The sequence below is a fragment of the Hymenobacter edaphi genome (genome assembly GCF_003258365.1).
Taxonomy (GTDB): domain Bacteria; phylum Bacteroidota; class Bacteroidia; order Cytophagales; family Hymenobacteraceae; genus Solirubrum; species Solirubrum edaphi.
The window spans coordinates 77888-97245 of record NZ_QHKM01000007.1; the positions used below are offsets into that span (position 1 = coordinate 77888).

12 protein-coding genes are annotated in these 19358 nt (G+C 66.7%); 9 read left to right on the forward strand and 3 right to left on the reverse strand.

The window, feature by feature from the left end:
- The first annotated feature begins 2 nt into the window (after window positions 1–2).
- From atpA to DLM85_RS19080, 5 genes are all read left to right on the forward strand, one after another.
- Window positions 3–1586, forward strand: a complete 1584-nt coding sequence (atpA, locus tag DLM85_RS19060; protein WP_111479766.1) for a F0F1 ATP synthase subunit alpha — start codon at window positions 3–5, stop codon at window positions 1584–1586.
- A gap of 90 nt (window positions 1587–1676) precedes the next feature.
- On the forward strand, window positions 1677–2570 hold the full coding sequence (gene atpG, locus DLM85_RS19065; RefSeq protein WP_111479767.1) for an ATP synthase F1 subunit gamma: 894 nt from the start codon (window positions 1677–1679) through the stop codon (window positions 2568–2570).
- Between the two features lie 135 nt (window positions 2571–2705).
- Window positions 2706–4466 carry an FG-GAP-like repeat-containing protein gene (locus DLM85_RS19070; RefSeq protein WP_111479768.1) on the forward strand — a complete coding sequence of 587 codons (1761 nt, stop codon included), beginning with the start codon at window positions 2706–2708 and terminating at the stop codon, window positions 4464–4466.
- Between the two features lie 648 nt (window positions 4467–5114).
- Window positions 5115–9965 carry a M4 family metallopeptidase gene (locus DLM85_RS19075; RefSeq protein ID WP_111479769.1) on the forward strand — a complete coding sequence of 1617 codons (4851 nt, stop codon included), beginning with the start codon at window positions 5115–5117 and terminating at the stop codon, window positions 9963–9965.
- Between the two features lie 156 nt (window positions 9966–10121).
- Window positions 10122–11774 (forward strand): T9SS type A sorting domain-containing protein, encoded by a 1653-nt coding sequence (locus DLM85_RS19080; protein WP_111479770.1) that lies wholly within the window; start codon window positions 10122–10124, stop codon window positions 11772–11774.
- A 92-nt stretch (window positions 11775–11866) separates the two neighbouring features.
- On the opposite strand, the gene DLM85_RS19085 is transcribed toward DLM85_RS19080, so the two are convergent.
- Both DLM85_RS19085 and DLM85_RS19090 read right to left on the reverse strand, forming a co-directional pair.
- Window positions 11867–12292 (reverse strand): hypothetical protein, encoded by a 426-nt coding sequence (locus DLM85_RS19085; protein ID WP_133257150.1) that lies wholly within the window; start codon window positions 12290–12292, stop codon window positions 11867–11869.
- A 154-nt stretch (window positions 12293–12446) separates the two neighbouring features.
- Entirely contained in the window at window positions 12447–13094 is a 648-nt protein-coding gene (locus DLM85_RS19090) for a helix-turn-helix domain-containing protein (RefSeq protein ID WP_133257151.1), read from the reverse strand.
- A gap of 254 nt (window positions 13095–13348) precedes the next feature.
- Here DLM85_RS19090 and DLM85_RS19095 point away from each other — a divergent pair, with 254 nt between their 5' ends.
- Window positions 13349–15139: an FG-GAP-like repeat-containing protein gene (locus tag DLM85_RS19095; RefSeq protein WP_111479773.1), complete on the forward strand. Its 1791-nt coding sequence runs from the start codon at window positions 13349–13351 to the stop codon at window positions 15137–15139.
- 17 nt (window positions 15140–15156) lie between these two features.
- On the opposite strand, the gene DLM85_RS19100 is transcribed toward DLM85_RS19095, so the two are convergent.
- Window positions 15157–15885: an HAD family hydrolase gene (locus tag DLM85_RS19100; protein ID WP_111479774.1), complete on the reverse strand. Its 729-nt coding sequence runs from the start codon at window positions 15883–15885 to the stop codon at window positions 15157–15159.
- A gap of 163 nt (window positions 15886–16048) precedes the next feature.
- Between DLM85_RS19100 and pafA the strand changes: the two genes are divergently transcribed.
- The 3 genes from pafA (at window position 16049) to DLM85_RS19115 (ending at window position 19291) form a co-directional block, all read left to right on the forward strand.
- On the forward strand, window positions 16049–17776 hold the full coding sequence (gene pafA, locus DLM85_RS19105) for an alkaline phosphatase PafA (protein WP_111479775.1): 1728 nt from the start codon (window positions 16049–16051) through the stop codon (window positions 17774–17776).
- Window positions 17777–17886: 110 nt separating this feature from the next.
- Window positions 17887–18459, forward strand: coding sequence for an inorganic diphosphatase (locus tag DLM85_RS19110; protein WP_111479776.1), 573 nt, complete (start codon window positions 17887–17889; stop codon window positions 18457–18459).
- 148 nt (window positions 18460–18607) lie between these two features.
- The gene (locus DLM85_RS19115; RefSeq protein ID WP_243636043.1) at window positions 18608–19291 is read left to right on the forward strand and encodes a DUF6766 family protein; all 684 of its coding nucleotides are present in this window, start codon (window positions 18608–18610) and stop codon (window positions 19289–19291) included.
- Window positions 19292–19358 lie beyond the last annotated feature (67 nt).

Below are 19358 nucleotides of genomic sequence, written 5' to 3' on the forward strand. Positions count from 1 at the left end.
TCATGGCAGAAGTACGTCCGGATGAAGTATCCGCCATTCTGCGGGAGCAGTTGTCCAATTTCAAGACCGAAGCCGAACTCGAAGAAGTCGGTACGGTGCTGCAGGTTGGCGACGGGGTAGCCCGCATTTACGGCCTCTCGAAAGCCCAGTCGGGTGAACTGATTGAGTTCGAGAACGGCCTGCAGGCCCTGGTTCTGAACCTCGAAGAAGACAACGTAGGTGCCGTAATGCTCGGCGACTACTCGGAAATCCGCGAGGGAGCCACCGTGCGCCGCACCAACAAAATCGCCTCGATCAAAGTCGGTGAGGGCATCGTGGGCCGCGTGGTCAACACGCTGGGCCAGCCCATCGACGGCCGCGGCCCCATCGCCGGCGAGCTGTACGACATGCCGCTGGAGCGCAAGGCTCCGGGCGTAATCTTCCGTCAGCCCGTTAACGAGCCGCTGCAAACCGGTATCAAGGCTATCGACGCCATGATTCCGATTGGCCGGGGCCAGCGCGAGCTGATCATCGGTGACCGTCAGACCGGCAAATCGACCGTAGCGCTTGACGCCATCCTGAACCAGCGCGAGTTCTTCGAGCGCGGCGAACCGGTTTTCTGCATCTACGTTGCCATCGGCCAGAAGGCCTCGACGGTAGCCCAGATCGTAAACTCGCTGCAGCGCGGCGGTGCCATGGACTACACGGTGGTGGTTTCGGCTTCGGCCGCTGACCCCGCGCCGATGCAGTTCTTCGCCCCCTTCACCGGTGCCGCCATCGGGGAGTTCTTCCGCGACACGGGCCGTCCGGCTCTGGTGGTGTACGATGACCTTTCGAAGCAGGCCGTAGCTTACCGCGAAGTGTCGCTGCTGCTGCGCCGCCCCCCGGGCCGCGAAGCATACCCCGGCGACGTATTCTACCTGCACAGCCGCCTGCTGGAGCGCGCCGCCAAGGTTAACGCCTCGGATGCCATTGCCCGCAACATGAACGACCTGCCCGAGAGCCTGAAAGGCCTCGTGAAAGGTGGCGGTTCGCTGACGGCTCTGCCCATCATCGAGACGCAGGCTGGCGACGTATCGGCTTATATCCCGACCAACGTAATTTCGATTACCGACGGGCAGATCTTCCTGGAGACGAACCTGTTCAACTCCGGTATCCGCCCGGCTATCAACGTAGGTATCTCGGTATCGCGCGTGGGTGGTTCGGCCCAGATCAAGTCGATGAAGAAGGTGGCCGGTACGCTGAAGCTGGACCAGGCCCAGTTCCGCGAGCTGGAAGCCTTCGCCAAGTTCGGCTCCGACCTGGACGCCTCGACCAAGCTCACCATCGAGCGGGGCCGTCGCAACCTGGAAATCCTGAAGCAGGCGCAGTTCTCCCCGGTGAAAGTGGAAGACCAGGTGGCCATCATCTACGCGGCCACGAACGGCCTGCTCGACCGTATCCCCGTGAACCGGGTGCGCGAGTTCGAGAAGGAGTTCACGCAGGTGATGAACACCCGTCACGCCGACGTGCTGGCTGGCCTGAAAGCCGGTAAGCTCGACGACGCCATCACGGGCACCATCCGCCAGGTAATCAACGACCTGTCGGCCTCGTACGCTGCGAAATAGATTGTTAAATGGTTGAATGGCTAAATGGTTGGTCGTTCTGGCAACGCGAGAACAATCAACCATTTAGCCATTTAACAATTCAACCATTCAATGGCTAACCTTAAAGAAATCCGCGGCCGGATTCAGTCGGTCAGCTCGACGCAGCAGATTACCAAAGCCATGAAAATGGTGGCGGCAGCCAAGCTGCGCCGTGCGCAGGACAACATCATGCGCATGCGGCCCTACGCCCAGCGTCTCAACGGCATCCTGTCGAACCTTTCGCAGGGCGGTGGGGCCGAGGTGACCGGGGCGTACGGCGTGGTGCGCGAGGTGCGCCGCGTGCTCATCATTGCCATTACCTCGGACCGCGGCTTGGCCGGTGCCTTCAACAGCAACGTGTTCAAGGGCGTGAACCAGGCCATCCAGGAGCGGTACGCCACTCAGGCGGCCAACGGCGGCGTGAGCGTCATGGCCATCGGCCGCAAGGCGCACGACTACTTCGGCCGCCGCGGGGAGCTGGTGGGCAACTACACCCACGTGTTCCAGCAGCTGTCGTTCGACACGGTGCGGGCCGCGGCTGAAGAAGCCATGGCCGGTTTCCGCGCCGGGCAGTTCGACGAGGTGGTAATCGTGTACAACGAGTTCAAGAACGTGGCTACGCAGATCATCCGCACGGAGCAGCTGCTGCCCATCTTGCCGCCCGCCGAGCCCGTTGGTGCCACCGCTACGGCTTCGAATGTGGACTACATCTTCGAGCCGAGCAAGGAGGAAATCGTGCAGACCTTGATTCCGACCTCGCTGAAGGTGCAGCTCTACAAAGCCGTACTGGAAAGCAACGCCTCGGAGCACGGCGCCCGCATGACGGCCATGGACAAAGCCACCGAAAACGCCGGTGAGCTGCTCAAGGCCCTCAAGCTGACCTATAACCGGGGTCGTCAGGCCGCCATCACGAACGAGATTCTTGAAATCGTGGGTGGGGCCGAAGCGCTGGCCGCCAGCCGCTAGAACCGAATCTGCCAGACCGAAGCCGGCCCGCTTTCCGCAAGGAAGGCGGGCCGGCTTCTTTTATTCCATGATGAAAAAGGTTATAATCAGGGGGTTCTTATAAATTAGCCCCTGATGATATAAAAGGTTGATAAGATGAAAAAGATCTGGATTCTGACGAAGGCAGTAATGATTGGTGTGGCCTTTTCAGGGCAAGCACAAAACCTGACCGTTACCAGCATGTCGCCCGCCCGTAATGCCACGGCTGCCCCGGTAGCGAGCAACGTCAATATGGGTTTCAATCAGGTTATTGGCAGCAGCCTGACCGCAATACACATGCGCGTGTTCAGCAGCCGCATGGGCGGGCAGAAGGCCGGTACACTGAGCCTAGACGACACGGGCAGCAGCTTGGGGTTTAACCCCACCCAGGATTTCGTGCCAGGCGAAGAAGTCAGCGTGCAGGTGGCAGGGGTAGGAGCAGGCGGTTCGACGTTGCCCCCGATGATTTATCAGTTTACAACGGCCGTGAGCGGGAGCGGCAACGGCTATTTTGTAGCGCCTGCTACCAATGCCGAACCGGCCGTTGGCTTCCTGCCCCTGGACATCCGTTTGGCTGATGTCGACGGCGACGGCGACCTGGATCTGCTCACCTCCACCTACGGCGGCTTTGCCGCAACCAAAGTGACGGTTCGGATCAACAGTGGCCTGAACAGCGGCAACTTCGTGGCACCAGCCACCAACGCGGAGGTGCTGACGGGCAACTACACAACCAACATCGCGACGGGCGACGTGAACGGCGACGGCACGTTGGATCTGGTTACGGCCAACAACGACGGCTGGGTTGGCTCCGGCTCGGTGAACGTGTGCCTGAGCACCGGCGCGGGCGCTTTCTCCCCCGCGGTGAGTACCGCCGCCATTGCCGTGCCGGGGGTAAGCCAGGTTCTGCTGGCCGATATCGACGCGGACGGCGACCTGGATATGCTGGCAAACGGGCGTGACGGAATAACCATCAGCCGCAACAATGGGGCGGGCGTCTTCGGGCCGGCACAGCTGACGAGCACTGCGGTGGCCGCGGGCTACATGGCAACGGGCGATGTTGACGCGGACGGCGACCTGGATGTGGTCTTTGTGCAGGGCACTGCCACGGCGGGCGTCGCCCTGAACAATGGCACCGGGACATTGACCCCGGCGGCATCCGTGCCCATCGCCCAGCCGGTGCAGATGTTGCTGCTGGCGGATCTGGATGGAGACGGCGACAAGGACTTGTTGTCCACAGCCGACCTCACGTTTGGCAACCAAAGCACCGCTAGCATCCGCCTGAATACTGGATTGAACACGGGAATATTTGCCGCGCCGCCCACTAATGGCGATGTGGCAATCGGGGGCGGAATAGCGGCTTTGGGCGACTTGGACCGGGATGGTGACCTGGATCTGGCAGTTGCCAAGGCTGGGCAAACGACGGTGTACCTCTACTTCAACACCGGACTGCACAGCGCCAACTTTGTCGCGCCGAGCGCCAATGCGCGCGTAACAGTGGGCGCCGGGCCCAACCGCCTGCTCTTGGGCGATGTGGACGGGGACGGTGACTTGGACATGCTCACGACCAGTTTCGGGCCGGGCTCGGGCAATGGCAATTCCGTCAGCGTCCGGCTAAACCGCCCGCAGGTATTGAGTACGGCAGGCGGGGCGTCCGCCTCAGCCCTGAGCTTCTGGCCTAACCCTGCCAAGGGATGGGTGCGGCTGCGGGTACCCAAGGCCAGCTCCGAAGTGCAGCTGCTGGATCAGCTAGGCCGCAGGGCGCTGACGGTACCCGTGAGCCCCGGCGCTAGCGAAGTCACTCTGCCTTTGCAGGGCCTGCGCGGCGGGCTGTATACCCTGCGGGTCGGTACCGTCACTGGCAAACTGCTGGTGGAATAGCTCCAGGGGTGGCACTTGCCGAGCAGGTTGTGATGGGCAAATCCACCGAAAGCGCGGCTGGGGCCGAAGCCCTGGCCCCAGCCGCTAGAACCGAATCCGCAAGCCTTCGACCGGCCTGCTTCCCAGCGGGAGGCGGGCCGGTTTTGCGTTGGTACCGGCGCCGATACGGTTGCCGCGGCGCTTGCATGCCCCAAGCTGCTGCGGGCTGGGCTAAGCCGGACCAGGTGCGAGAAATCCGGCGGCCAACCTGGTTTTGAAGAACGGCACCAAGTGCGGATAAGCAGCTTGCCAGCCGACCCGGCGCAGGCGGGCGGGAGCCGGTAGGGTGGAGAAATTGCACTGGCACAGTAGTAAATGCCCCGTTGTTGGGGCTTTACTGGAGGAAACAACTTGTCTTATTTTTAGATATATTCGTGACGGGCTAAGCTGAAGCAGGGCAAGTGCAGGAAAAAGCCCTTCCCCGACGACCTGACTTTGCGACGTTTGGTAGCCCCTGCGGGCCAACTGCCCCGGTGTCGGCCCCATGCGGGAACCAACCGCCGACAACCGTTGGTCTGCTTTCCAGTGAATAATCGAGCAGCGGGGACGACCAGGATATTGCGTCGCTCAACTGGCTCGGCTTTGCGTTTGCGACTCAACTCTCATCATATGAGGAAACCCTTTACGCTGCTTACCCGGGCCCGATTTGTGGGCACCGGCTTGATAACCGCGGCCATGGTGCTGACCGCCCTGCCCACGGCCGTGGGCCAGACGGCTGCCCGGGCCCAGCCCGGGGTGGGAGCGTGGCTGCGTCCGGTGGCTGGCCGGCCCGCACTGGGCCAAGCCGCCGGCGCCCTGCGCCAGGAGCTGGCGCTAACCCAGGCCGACGACCTGCGCCTGGTCGATGCCTTTACCGATGAGCTGGGGCAGGTGCATCAGCGCTACCAGCAGTATTACCAGGGTGTGAAGGTGGAGCACGGCCGCGTGACTCTGCACGCCCGCGACGGCCGGGCGGAGCTGCTCAGCGGCGAAGTGGGCCGGGCGGCCGGTCAGACCGTGCAGCCTTCCCTCGGCGAAGCGGCGGCCCTGCAGCGCGCCCTGCAGGTGGTGGGCGCCCGGCAGTACAAGTGGCAGCTGCCAGGCGAGGAGCAGGCGCTGCGGGCCCAGACCGGCAACGCCCGCGCCAGCTACCAGCCCAAGGGCGAACTGGTGCTGGTGGACGACTACCGGCAGCCCGAAGCCGGCCGGGGCCTGGTGCTGGCCTGGAAGTTCAACGTGTACGCGCACCAGCCGCTAAGCCGCGACTGGCTGTACATCGACGCCCGCACCGGGCAGCTGGTGCTGCGCACGCCCATCATCAAGCACCTCGACGCCACCGGCGCGGGCGACACCCGCTATCTGGGCCGCCGCACCGTCTACGCCGACCAGTTCGGGGGCGGCTACCGCCTGCGCGAGGCCGTGCACGGCAAAGGCGTGGTGACGCTGAACATGAAAAAGGGCACCAGCTACGCCGCGGCCGTCGACTTCGTCGACAACGACAACAACTGGAGCGCGGCCGAGTACGACAACGCCAACTACGACAACGCCGCCCTTGACGCCCACATCGGGGCGCAGGTGACCCAGGACTACTGGACCAGCATCCACAACCGCGACTCCTTCGACGATAAGGGCTCGGTGCTCTACAGCTACGTGCACTACAGCACGGGCTACGAAAACGCCTACTGGGACGGGCTGCGCATGACCTACGGCGACGGGGCCAGTTCCTTTAAGCCGCTGACGGCGGTGGACGTGTGCGGCCACGAAATCGGCCACGCCGTGTGCGAATCCACGGCCAACCTGGCGTACCAGAACGAGTCGGGGGGCATGAACGAGGGCTTCTCCGATATCTGGGGTGCCTGCGTGGAAAACCACCTCGACCCCACCAAGGGCATCTGGCGCATCGGCGAGGACATCATGCGCAACGGCACGGAGCTGCGCTCGATGAGCAACCCCAACGCCCACGGCCAGCCCGACACCTACAAGGGCACGTACTGGGTGGCCTCGACGGCCACCCCGACCTCCAGCAACGACTACGGCGGGGTGCACACCAACTCGGGCGTGCTCAACTACTGGTTTTACCTGCTGAGCGTGGGCGGCTCGGGCACCAACGACCACGGCTACACCTTCAACGTGCCGGGCATCACGATGGCCAAGGCGGCCAAAATAGCCTACCGGGCCGAGCGCGTGTACCTCTCGGCCAACTCCACCTACTCCAACGCCCGGCAGGCCACGCTGCAGGCCGCGGTAGACCTCTACGGGCTGGGCTCGGCCGAAGTAACGGCCGTGGCCCGGGCCTGGCGGGCCGTGGGCGTGGAGCAAACCGAAGCCGCTCCCTCCATTACTGGGCTTTCCGCCAGCAGCGGCGTGCCGGGCGACGTGCTCACCATCACGGGCACCAACTACGGCAGCGCCTACCAGGTGCGCTTCAACGGCACCAACGCCGTGGCCGCCACCTACAGCTCGCTCACCAGCCTGGCCGTAACCGTACCGGCCGGGGCCACCACCGGCCCCGTGGCCCTGACTACGGTGACGGGCACGGCTACCACCGCCGGCAGCTTCACCATTCTCTCGCCGGGTCCGGCGCCCACCCTGAGCAGCTACAGCCCGGCCGCCGGGGCGGTGCAGGGCGCCGGCGTCACGCTCAGCGGCACCAACCTGACGGGCGTTACCAGCGTGAAAGTCAGCGGCGTGGCGGCCGCGTTTACGGTGGTGAATGCCACCACCATTACCCTCACCGTGCCCACGGCCGGCAGCGGCCCGCTCAGCGTGAGCAGCCCGGCCGGCTCGGCCAGCATCCCCTTCACCGTGCTGCCGGCCCTGACGGCCTTTTCGCCCCTGAGCGGGGCAGTGGGCACCACCGTCACCCTGGTCGGCACGAACCTGGCCAACACCCTGAACGTGAAGTTCAACGGCGCGTACGCCAGCAGCGTGGCGGTGGTCAATGCCACCACCGTGCAGGCGCAGGTGCCGCTGGGCGCCGGCTCCGGCCCGCTCACCCTGCGCACGGCCGATGGCACGGCCACGGCCCCCGTCGACTTTGTGGTGGCTTCGGCGCTGGCTATCAATAGTTTTAGTCCCGTCTCCGGGCCGGTGGGTACCTCGATTACCCTGCTCGGGCAGGGCTTCACGGGCACCTCGGCCGTGCGCATTGCCGGCACGGCGGCCACCACGTTTACCGTGGCCTCCGACGCCGAGCTGTGGGTGACGGTGCCGGCGGGGGCCCGCTCGGGTGCCATCAGCCTGACCACGCCGCAGGGCAGCATCACCTCCAGCCAGCTGTTTGAAGTGACGGGCACTGCGGGCGCCCCCACCATTACTTCCTTCTCGCCCGGCAGCGGCCCGGTGGGCACGACCGTGACGATTCAGGGCAGCCTCAGCGGCGTGACGGCCGTGACGTTCAACGGCACGGCGGCCGCGTTCAGCTTTCAGGGCATGCGCATCAATGCGACGGTACCGGCCGGAGCCACCTCGGGGCGCATCACCGTTGCCAATGCGGCGGCCACGGCCCTGAGCGGCACCGATTTCTTTATTACCCCGGCCAATGACCTGCTGGCCAATGCCATAGCCGTGGGCTGTGGCAGCCGTACGCTGGGCAACACGGCCGGCTCGACGCACACCGGCGACCCGGGCACGGCCTGTTCCGGGGCTTCCCTCTCCGCCAGCACCCTCGGCGTGTGGTACAAGTTTGTGGGCCAGGGCGGCAGCGTCACGATGAACACCTGCCCCAACGCCAGCTACGACGGCCAGCTGGCCGTGTACTCCGGCCCGGCCAATGCCACGGCCGGCAGCCAGCTGAGCTGCGTCGCCGGCGACGACGACGGCTGCGGCAGCGCCAGCGGCTCGCGGGTAACCTTCACGGCCACTTCGGGCACCACGTACTACATCTACGTGACGGGCTTCGAAGCGGCCGTCGGGGCCTTCGAGCTGGCCGTGAACTGCGCCAGCTCGCCGGCCGTGACGGCCATGAACCCCACCAGCGGACCGCGCGGCACGGTGGTAACGCTCACCGGCACCAACCTGGGCAGCACCTCCGGAGTGACCTTCAACGGCGTGGCGGCCTCCAACGTGACGGCCTCGGCCACCCAGGTGACGGCGACCGTGCCCCCCACCGCCACCAGCGGCCCGATTACGCTGCTCACGGGGCTGGGCAACACCGTGGCCCCCAGTTTCTTCACCGTGACGCCGGGCCTGAACGCCTTCAGCCCGGCCGCCGGGCCCGCGGGTACCGCCGTGGTGCTCACCGGCTCGTTTTTCGACGGGGTGAGCGGCGTGCGCTTCAACGGCACCGACGCGGCCAGCTTCACCATCAACTCGGCCAGCCAGCTGACGGCGGTGGTGCCGGCCGGGGCCACCACCGGCCCGATCAGTGTGCTGGTGCCGGGCGGCGCCAGCGTCACGGTCGCTTCGTTTGAGGTGCTGGGCATCTTCAGCGCCACCCGCAACCAGTGCCTGAGCACCCCGGCCGTCACCAGCACCGGCAGCGGGCAATGGCAGTGGCTGCGGGCCGCCAACGGCGACCTGGTAGCGGCCATCAACGACCAGGGCGTGGCCCTGGGGCCGGTGAGCGTGGAGGTGTTCCTGAACCAAGGCGCGCTGCGCACCGACGCCGGCGGCGTTGAGTATCTCAACCGCAACTGGCACCTGACGGCCCAGAACGCCTTTGCCGGCCAGCGCGTGCGGGTGCGCTTCTACGTGCCCGACGCCGAGCTGGCCACCTACGTGGCCGGCAACGACAACGACGCCTCCGACGTGAGCACCGCCGACGACCTGCGCCTGACCCAGTACCAGGGCCCGGGCGAGGACTGCGCCCTAACCAACAACAGCGGCCCCGACTACCGCCTGCTCACGCCCGGCGTACAGCGCGTGACCAATGCCGGCTGGTTTGCCCTGGAAACCGAGGTGGCCGACCACTTCTCGGAGTTCCACGCCCACGGCGGCAACCTGCTGCCGCTGCCGGTGACGCTGACGGCCTTCACGGCCACGGCCACGGCTGCCGGCAGCGGCGTGCAGCTGCGCTGGACCACGGCCCAGGAGCGCAACAGCGCCAGCTTCGTGGTGGAGCGCAGCCTCGACGGGCGCACCTTCGCGGCCCTCGGCCGGGTAGCGGCGGCCGGCAACAGCACCGCCCCGCGCAGCTACCAGCTGACCGACGCGGCGCTGCCGGCCGGCGCCCCCACGCTCTACTACCGCCTGCAGCAGCTTGACCAGGACGGCACCTTCGCGCACTCGGTCGTGCAGGTCGTGCGGGTGGGCCCGGCCGCCGCGCTGGCGCTGCTGCCCAACCCGACCAGCGGCGCGGCCACCCTGCGCGGGGCCCTGCCCCACGCCCTGGTGCAGGTGCTCGACCTGCGCGGCCGCCGCGTGCTCAGCGCCACGGCCGACGCGGCGGGCACGGCCCGGCTGGTGCTGCCGGCCCACCTGCCGGCGGGTGTGTACATCGTGCGCAGCGGCGCCCAGGCCGCCCGCCTCGTCAAGCAGTAGCCGCCCCTGCACGCAAACCGGCCCGCTCTCCATCCGGGGAGCGGGCCGGTTTGCGTGCAGGGGCCTGGACGTACGCACAGGTGCTGTTGTATGCAGGTACACTCGGCTCTTCCAACTACTTTCGGGGCTGCATTTTAGTGATACTACGACTACTACATGAAACACTTTTTCTCCGTGGGCGGCTGGTGGATGCTGCTGGTCTTGCTGAGTAGCGCGGTTTATGGACAGGCACCACAATGGCAGAATGTGACGTCCTTCGGCAGCGCCTACACCACCAGCACGGCCACCGACGCCAGCGGCAATATTTACCTGACCGGCGCTTTTCAGAATACGGTCACCTTCGGCGCCACCACGCTGACCAGCGTAGGGCAGAGCGACATTTTCGTGGCGAAGTGGAGCCCCGCTACCGGGCGCTTTCTGTGGGCCAAACGAGCCGGCGGCAGCGCGGGCGAGCAGGCGGTCAGCCTGGCCGTCAGCGGGGGCAACGTGTACATCGGCGGCATCTTCGACAGCCGCTCGGTCAGCTTCGATAACGTCACCATTGCCAACGGCGGCAACTTTGCCACCACCGACCTGTTCGTGGCCAAGCTGACGGATACCGGCAGCAGCGCGGACTTCGTGTGGGCCGTGCGGGCGGGTGGCAACGACTACGACAGCATGTCCTGCCTGGTCGCCGCGGGCTCGACGCTGTACCTGGCCACCAACCAGCACAGCCCCGCGGCCACTTACGGCGGCATCACCGTCGCGGCGACCGGCACCGACGCCGTGGTGGCGAAGCTCACCGACGCGGGCACCAGCGTCAGCTTCGTGTGGGCGCAGCCCACGGGCGGGACCAGCCTGTACGTGTACGCCCTGGCCCTGCAGGGCTCCGACCTGTACCTGGGCGGTAACTTTACGGGGCCTACCACGCTGGGCGGCTTTCCGCTGCCGAATACCAATATTGCCGTCACCCCCTACGTCGCCAAGCTCACCGATCAGGGCAGCAGCGGCACTTTCCGGTGGGTGCTGGCGGGTGACGGCGGGGGCAGTGTGGCCGCCCTGGCCGTCAGCGGGACCAGTGTCTACCTGGCGGGCTCCATGTCCAGCAGCTTCCGGCTGGGGCTGGGCAGCGTCAGCCTGACCAATGCCAATGCCAGCACCCAGGATGCGTTCTTTGCCAAGCTGACCGACACCGGCAGCGCCCCCACCGCCGTCTGGGGGCAGCGCGCCGGCGGTATCAGCCACGAGTACGTGAAAACGCTGGTGGTGCGCGGCCCGGCCGTGTACGCCACCGGCAACTTCGACGGGCTGAGAAGTACGTTCGGCTCGACCACGCTCGTCAATACCGATCAGGTCAACGGCCTCACCGAAGACCTGTTCGTGACCAAGCTGCTGGATGCGGGCAGCACCGGCAGCTTTGCCTGGACCAAGCAGGCCGGCGGCAGCAGCTCCGACGGGGCGTACGGCCTGGCCCTGAGCGGCGGGCTGCTCTACCTGACCGGCGGCCTCTCCCAGGGCGGCAGCTTCGACGGGACGACCCTGACTGGCCAAACGAGCTTTCTGGCTGCGCTGGCCGACCCGACGCTGGCCACGAAGCCGCTAACGACTTCCCCGCTGGCCATATACCCCAACCCCGCCCGCGACGAAGTGCGGGTGCGCGTACCGACCCACGCGGGCCCCGTTACGCTCATGGACGCCACCGGGCGGCGGCTGCGCCTCGTGACACCGTTGCCCGGCCAGGCCGATGTGCGGGTGCCGCTGCAAGGCTTGCCGGCGGGCGTGTACGTGCTGCGCGCGGGTGCGGCCACGGGACGTCTGGTAAAGCAGTAACCGCCCGGAACCCGACCAACGCGAAACGGCCCGCTTCCCGGAAGGGAAGCGGGCCGTTTCTATAGGCAATAGGTGTAAGGGTAACGCAAGGCTTAGGCCGAGAGCGTGGCGCGGTGGGCCGTGACTTCGTCAATAGCCTTTTCCAGCTCGGGCACCTGCACGGCCACCTGGCGCACGTCCACGGCCTGCAGGAAGGCGTCCACCGGCGTCTTGGTGCCGGGCGCTGCCGGCAGGCTCAGGTCCTCCACGCGGCGCTTGGCCTGGGTGAGCAGCCGGTCGAGGAAGCGGTGCTCCCGGGTGCCCACCGCCAGGCCGGCCACCTGCGGGGTCAGGCGGGTCACCTCGGCGGTGGCCGTTTGCAGGGCCGTGGCCCGCTCGGCGGCGCGCTCGGCCGATTTGTCGGCGCGCAGGTCGAGCACCTGGTCGTTGAGGGTGAACTCGCGCAGCTCCCGGTTGAGGGAAGTCAGGGCCGTGTCGCACTCGGCCTGGGTACGGAGCAAGCTTACTGGGAATGCCATAAAAATGGAGTTAGATAGAATTGGCGGAGTTGCCGGTGATAAGGTAAAATCCGCCGTTTATTAAACAATGGCCCATTTTGGGAGTGGATGCTTGTTGTTATTCCATTATGGGAGGCATTCCATTGAAAATATAAACAACCGGAGGCAGGTGCACCTACGACCCTGGCAGGGCTGTGCTCAGCGCCTCCAGTGCGGCCACCTCGGCGCGCAGCCCGGCCACGCGGGCGGCCAGTAGCAGGCGGGCCGCTGTGGCCCCGGCCGGATCGGGCGCGTCGCGGGCCAGGTCGGTGGATAGCTCGCCCAGCCAGCGGGCATAGCGGGCCGCTTCGGTGGGCTCGGTAGGTCCGGTGGCGGCCTGCAGCTGGGCCAGGCCGCGGCGGCGCAGGGCCAGCGCGGCGGCGCGGGCTTGAAGCTGAGTTAGGCGCTGGCCCTGGGTTAGCAGCTGGAGGCGACAGTCGCGCAGGCGGTGGCGCAGCGGCTCGGCGGCGGGCGCAGCATCCGCCGGCACCGGCCCGTCGCCGGTCAGCGCCGGTTCCGGCGTCGGCAACGGCGCCAGTGGGTCGTAGGCCGCGGGGTCGGGCGGGGCGGGCGGGCCCTGCCCCAGCGGCGCGGGCAGCAGGCGGCTCAGCACCAGCAGGCGCGGGGCCAGGGCCGGAGGCAAGCCTTTGCGCCCGGCTTCCACGTGCGACACGAAGCCCGTGGATACGCCCAGATAGCGCGCCAGTTGGCGCGTGGAAAGGCCCAAATGCGCCCGTACGGCGGCGGTCAGTGACAGTAGTAACGGATCAGCAGAGGTCAACATGGAGCAGGAAGTCGGATTGGGAGTGATTGATCTAGGGTAGAAACCCCGCGTGATTAGTTGCTATTCTTCTACCTGTGCAGGTAGAATGCTGTTGGTATTTGGCATCGTGCTTCTACCTACATGGGTAGAAGGGCTATTGCTAGTAGGTATATGCTCCTACCCATTGGCCAGCTTATTAGTTGCGCCGGTGGCCGTAATTTGTGTGGTCTAACCCCAGTCAATTACCAGCGGGGAATGTCTCCCGCTTCGCCCGAATGAAACCACTTGTACTGTTATGCGCGGGCCTGCTGCCCGCGGCACCCCTTCTGGCCCAAAGCTTCGCCGTCACCGGCCTCAACCCCACCCGCAACGCCGTGGCCGTACCCCGGAGCACCAGCATCAGCGTCACGATGTCGCAACCGCTGGCCACGCCGGCCGCCGGCGCCCTGCGCGTATTCAGCAGCCAGCGCGGTGGCCGGCTGGCGGGGGCGCTGGCCGCCAGCGGCAATACGCTGAGCTTTGCCGGAGCCCGGGCATTCAAACCCGGCGAAACGCTGCTGGCCACGCTGACCACGACGGCGCGCAGCGCGGGCGGCTCAGCCCTGAGCACCCCGCAGGTGTGGCAGGTTACGGCCAGTGTGCAGGGCGGCACCGGGCAGTTTGGCGGCGGCGCCGAGGTGGCGGTGGGCGCGGGCCCGGGCAGCCTGGCCACCGGCGACGTGGATGACGACGGCGACCTGGACGTGGTGGTGGCCAACACCGGCACCTATACCACCCCGGGCAACACGGTGAGCCTGCGCCTCAACGACGGCCTCGGCCGCTTCAGCCCGCCCGCCACCGGGGCCGAGCTGACCGTGGGCAGCTACGTGCAGCACGTGACCCTGGGCGACGTGGACGCGGACGGCGACCTGGACCTGCTCACCGCCAACTTCAACAGCAACACGGTGAGCGTGCGCCTGGGCAACGGCCGCGGGCAGTTTGCCGCGCCGGCCACGGGCGCGGAAGTGGCCGTGAACGTGCCCGCGCACGTGGGGCTGGCCGATATCGACGGCGACGGCGACCTGGATCTGCTCGTCGTCAACGGCATCTACAGCGCGGCGGCCAGCGGCTCGGTCAGCATCCGCCTCAACGACGGCACCGGCCAGTTTGCCGCGCCCGCCGCCAACGCCGTGGTGCCGGCCGGCAACGGGCCCTACAGCCTGGTGGTGGGCGACGTGGACAACGACGGCGACCTGGACCTGCTGGTGCCCAACGACGGGGCCAGCTACGGCAATGGCACGGTGAGCGTACGGCTCAACACCGGCGCCGGCGTCTTCGCCGCCCCGACGCCGGGCGCCGAAGTCCCGCTGTTTCCCGGCGTCGACGACGCGGTGGCCGGCGACGTGGACAACGACGGCGACCTGGATCTGCTGGCCGTCAACTACGGCGGCCCCACCAGCGTGGGCAGCCTGGTGGGCTTTCGCCTGAACAACGGCGCGGGCCAGTTTACGGCGCCGGGCGCGTCGGCCTCCATCACCGTGGGCCGGGGGCCGCGCAGCCTCGCGCTGGGCGACATCGACGGCGACGGCGACCTGGACCTGCTGGTGGCCAACACCGGGGTGGGTACGGTTGGCACCACGCTGAGCGTGCGCGTCAACGATCAGGTGAGCAGCGGCAGCTTTGGCGCCCCGGCCACCGGGGCCGAGCTGACCGTGGGCAGCAGCCCCCGCGCCGTCACGCTGGCCGACGTGGACGGCGACGGCGACCTGGACGTGCTGTGCGCCAACGCCGGCAGCAACACCTGCAGCGTGCGCCTCAACGGCGGGACCGGGGCCGCGTTGGCCGCTGCCGCCCCCCGCGGTAGCCGGGTGTTGGCGCTGTACCCGAATCCGGCCCGGGAGCTGGTGCGGGTGCCGCTGCCGGCTCCCGCGCGGGAAGTGACGCTGCGTAACGCCCTGGGCCAGCGCGTGCGGACCGTAGCCGTGGCGCCCGCCGCTACCGAGGCCATCCTGCCGCTGCACGACCTGCCGGCGGGCGTGTACCTGGTGCAAGCGGGCGGGGCCAGCAGCCGCCTGGTTGTTGAGTAACCCGGCCGGCTCGCGCGCTACAGCTGCATATACTGCCGCTGGGCCAGTTCCCGGCTCGGCTTGGGCGCTTTGGGGTGGGCCTCCAGCAATGTCAGCACCAGCGCGGGCGTGAGGTCGGTGAAGTCCTTGATAACCGCCAGCGGGGCCTGAAACTGCCGGGCCGGAAGCGTGGTGCTGACGGCTATGCAGCGCATCCCGCCCTTGTAGGCGGCCTGTTCGCCCAGGATGGCATCTTCAAACACCACGCAACGCTCCGGCGGTATGCCCAGCTGGCGGGCGGCTACGGCGAAGGTGTCGGCGTGGGGCTTGCCGCGGTCCACGTCGTCCTTGCCCACGATGACGTCGAAGTGGTGGCGCAGGCCGAGGTGGTCGACGATGTAATCGATGGTTTCGGCGCCCGAGCCGGTGCCCAGGGCCAGCTTGAAGCCGGCGGCGCGGGCAGCCGCGAGGAACTTTGTGAGACCCTCCAGTTCGCGGCGTTTGTCCCAATAGAGCACCCGGTAGAGAAACTCGCGGCGGTCGGCGTACTGCTTCAGCTCCTTTTTCGGTACGGGGTTCCGCAAGACGGTCTGGAGGATGTTGGTGGCGGGCATGCCGTTCAGGCGGCGCAGCAGGGGCAGGGCTTTGGTCGTCAGGCCCAGCTCGCGGAACAGCAGCTGGAAGGCGCGGGCCTGGTAGCGGGTATTGTCGATGAGCACGCCGTCCATGTCGAAGATGAGGGCGTGGTCGGAGGCGGCGAGGGGCATGGCGGGCAGGGTAGAGGCGGGGTAATCAAATGATAACCGCCTGCGTGTACGGACCCGGGAGGGCCGTGGCTATTGTAGGGTGGCGGTTGCGGGTTTGGGCCGTAACTTTGGCGGCCCCGCCTGGCTGTCAGCCCCCCGGGCCCCGCTCACCACCGTTTTTTCCATGCGAAACACCTTCCTGACGAGCCTGCTGACCACGGCCGCGCTGCTGAGCGCCACCGCGGCTACGGCCCAGAAAACCAAGCCCCTGCCCCGCCCCAAGCTGGTGGTGGGCATCGTGGTGGACCAGATGCGCTACGACTACCTGTACCGCTACTGGAACAAGTACGGCGCCGACGGCTTCCGGCGCCTGCTGGGCGAAGGATTCAGCTTCGAAAACTGCCACTACAACTACGTGCCCACCTACACCGGGCCGGGCCACGCCAGCATCTACACCGGCACCACGCCCAGCACGCACGGCATCATCGGCAACAACTGGCTGGTGCGCGAGGCGGGCAAGGCTACCTACGTGACCGAGGACAAAAGCGTGCAGGCCGTGGGCGGCACCGAGGCCGCCGGGCAGATGTCGCCGCGGCACATGCTCACCACCACCATCACCGACGAGCTGCGCCTGGCCACCAACTTCCAGGCCAAGACCATCGGCGTGTGCATCAAGGACCGCGGCTCCATCCTGCCGGCGGGCCACGCCGCCTCGGCCGCCTACTGGTTCGACAACGCCAACGGGGCCTTCATCACCAGCACCTTCTACACCCCGCAGCTGCCCGAGTGGGTGCAGCAGTTCAACGCCCGCAAGCTGGCCGCGCAGTACCTGAGCAAGCCCTGGGAGCCGCTGCTGCCGCTGGCCGCCTACACCGAAAGCACCGCCGACGACGTGCCCTGGGAGGCGGCCTTCCGCGGGGAGCAGAAGCCCGTGTTTCCGCACAACCTGCCGGTGCTCAGCGGCGTGGCGCCGGCCCAGGCCCCCGCGCCCGCGCCCACCGGCGGCGAAGCCCCGACCACGGCCGCCGCGGCCAACCTCGACGTGATTCGCTCCACGCCCTTCGGCAACACGCTCACCCTGGACTTCGCCCTCGAAGCCATCCGGGCCGAGCAGCTGGGCCAGCGCGGCCAGACCGACTTCCTGGCCCTGAGCTTCAGCAGCACCGACTACGTAGGCCACCAGTTCGGGCCGAACGCCATCGAAACCGAGGACACCTACCTGCGCCTCGACCAGGACATTGCCCGCCTGCTCAAGGTGCTCGACCAGACGGTGGGCAAGGGCCAGAGCCTGGTGTTTCTCTCGGCCGACCACGGCGCGGCGCACTCGCCGGAGTTTCTCAAGAGCCAGCGCATTCCGGCCGGCTCGGTGGGCCCCCGCCTCTGGCGCGACTCGCTGCAGGCCCGGCTGGTGCGCCGCCTCGGCCCCGGCCAGTGGGTGCTCAGCTACGAAAACCAGCAGGTGTATTTGAACCGCCCGCTCATCCAGCAGAAGAAGCTGGACCTCTACCAGGTGCAGCAGGCCGTGGTGGAGCTGGCGGTGCAGTTTACCGGCGTCACGCGGGCGGTGGCGGCTACTGATTTGCAGAAGTCGCACTGGGAAAGCGGGCTGCTGATGTACCTGGAAAACGGCTACCTGCCCAGCCGCTCGGGCGACGTGATGGTGGTGATGGAGCCCGGCTGGCTGGAGTCGTACGCCTACCCGGTGAACAAGGGCACCACCCACGGCTCGTCGGGCGCGTATGACACCCACGTGCCGCTGCTGTTCTGGGGCTGGCGCGTGCCGCAGGGCGAGTCGGCATTTCCGGCGCGGATTACCGATATTGCACCGACGGTAGCCCGGTTCCTTCATATTCAGGAGCCCGACGGCTGCACCGGGCAACCCCTGCAGGACGTGCTGACCAAGAAAAAATAGCGCCGCTCCGGCTCCGCAGGCGGTTTTTCGGGGCCTCCACTGACTTCATTTCATCTTCTTTTACCCGCGCTGCCTTCGCGCGTGCGAACCGGCAGCCCGCAGTTACCACAATGGCTCATTTCAACCCCTGGCACGACGTTAACTACGGTTCCAAGGCTCCCGGCATTGTCAATGCCATCATCGAAATTCCGAAAGGCTCGAAGGGCAAGTACGAGCTGGACAAGGACAGCGGCCTGCTCAAGCTGGACCGCGTGCTCTTCTCGGCCGTGCACTACCCCGCCGCCTACGGCTTCATCCCGCAGACCTACTGCGACGACAAGGACCCGCTGGACGTGCTGGTGCTCTGCTCGGTGGACGTGGTGCCCATGTGCCTGATCGAGGCCAAGGTCATCGGCGTGATGCAGATGATTGACAACAACGAGGAGGACGACAAAATCATTGCCGTGGCCGCCAACGACGTGTCGATGAACCACTACAACGACATTTCGGAGCTGCCCCCGCACACCCTGCGCGAGATGCGCAAGTTCTTCGAGGACTACAAAGCCCTGGAAAACAAGCAGGTGGTGGTCGAGAAGTTCATGGGCCGCGAGGATGCCTACAAAATCGTGCAGAACAGCATCGACCTCTACGACGAGACGTTCCGCCACCCCAACAACCACCAGGCTCAGCTCTCGATGCTGTAGGCCGATAAGTACGCAGCCCGGCCTCCGGGTTACTACTGAAAAAGCCCCGGCTGCCCCGCAGTCGGGGCTTTTTTGTGGCGTTTGGCGGGCAGGTGGCGGCACCTTCGGCGGGCCGGGGCGTAGAACGGCGCAGGCCTCTCCCACGCGCATGACCCAACACACTCCCAAGCAACCGCTGCGGCGCTTCCTCTACCAGAACGGCCTCTCGCTGGTCATCACCGCGATGGTGCTGCTGACCCTGGGCGGGCAGACGCTCACCGGCTGGCACGACTACAACGACGAGCGGCAGGACCTGCACCTGAGCGCGCTGAGCCTGGGCGAGTACGTCACCTCCGGCCACTGGGTGGAGGCCACTTTCGAAAACTGGGAAAGTGAGTTTCTGCAGATGGCCCTCTACGTGATGCTGACGGTGAGCTTGCGCCAGAAAGGCTCCGCCGAATCCAAGAAGCTCGACGAAGAAGAGGAAGTAGACCGGGAGCCCGACGCCAGCAAGTCCGATGCGCCCTGGCCGGTGCGGCAGGGTGGCGCGGTGCTCTGGCTCTACAAACGCTCCCTGAGCCTTGCCTTCTTCCTGTTGTTTCTGGGGGCCTTCTTCCTGCACGCGCTCGGCGGCACGGAGGTCTACAACATCGAGCAGCAGGCCCACGGCAAACCCCCGGTGGATTTGCTGGGCTACATGGCCACCTCGCGCTTCTGGTTTGAGTCGCTGCAGAACTGGCAGAGCGAGTTCCTGAGCATCGTGAGCATCGTGGTACTCAGTATCTGGCTGCGGCAGCAAGGCTCCCCCGAGTCGAAGCCGGTGGACGCACCGCACGATGAAACGGGCAAGTAAAGGCAATGAGCAAATGGACCCGGGCCGGGAAGTGAAGTAGCCATTGACAATGAGCGATGAATAATGC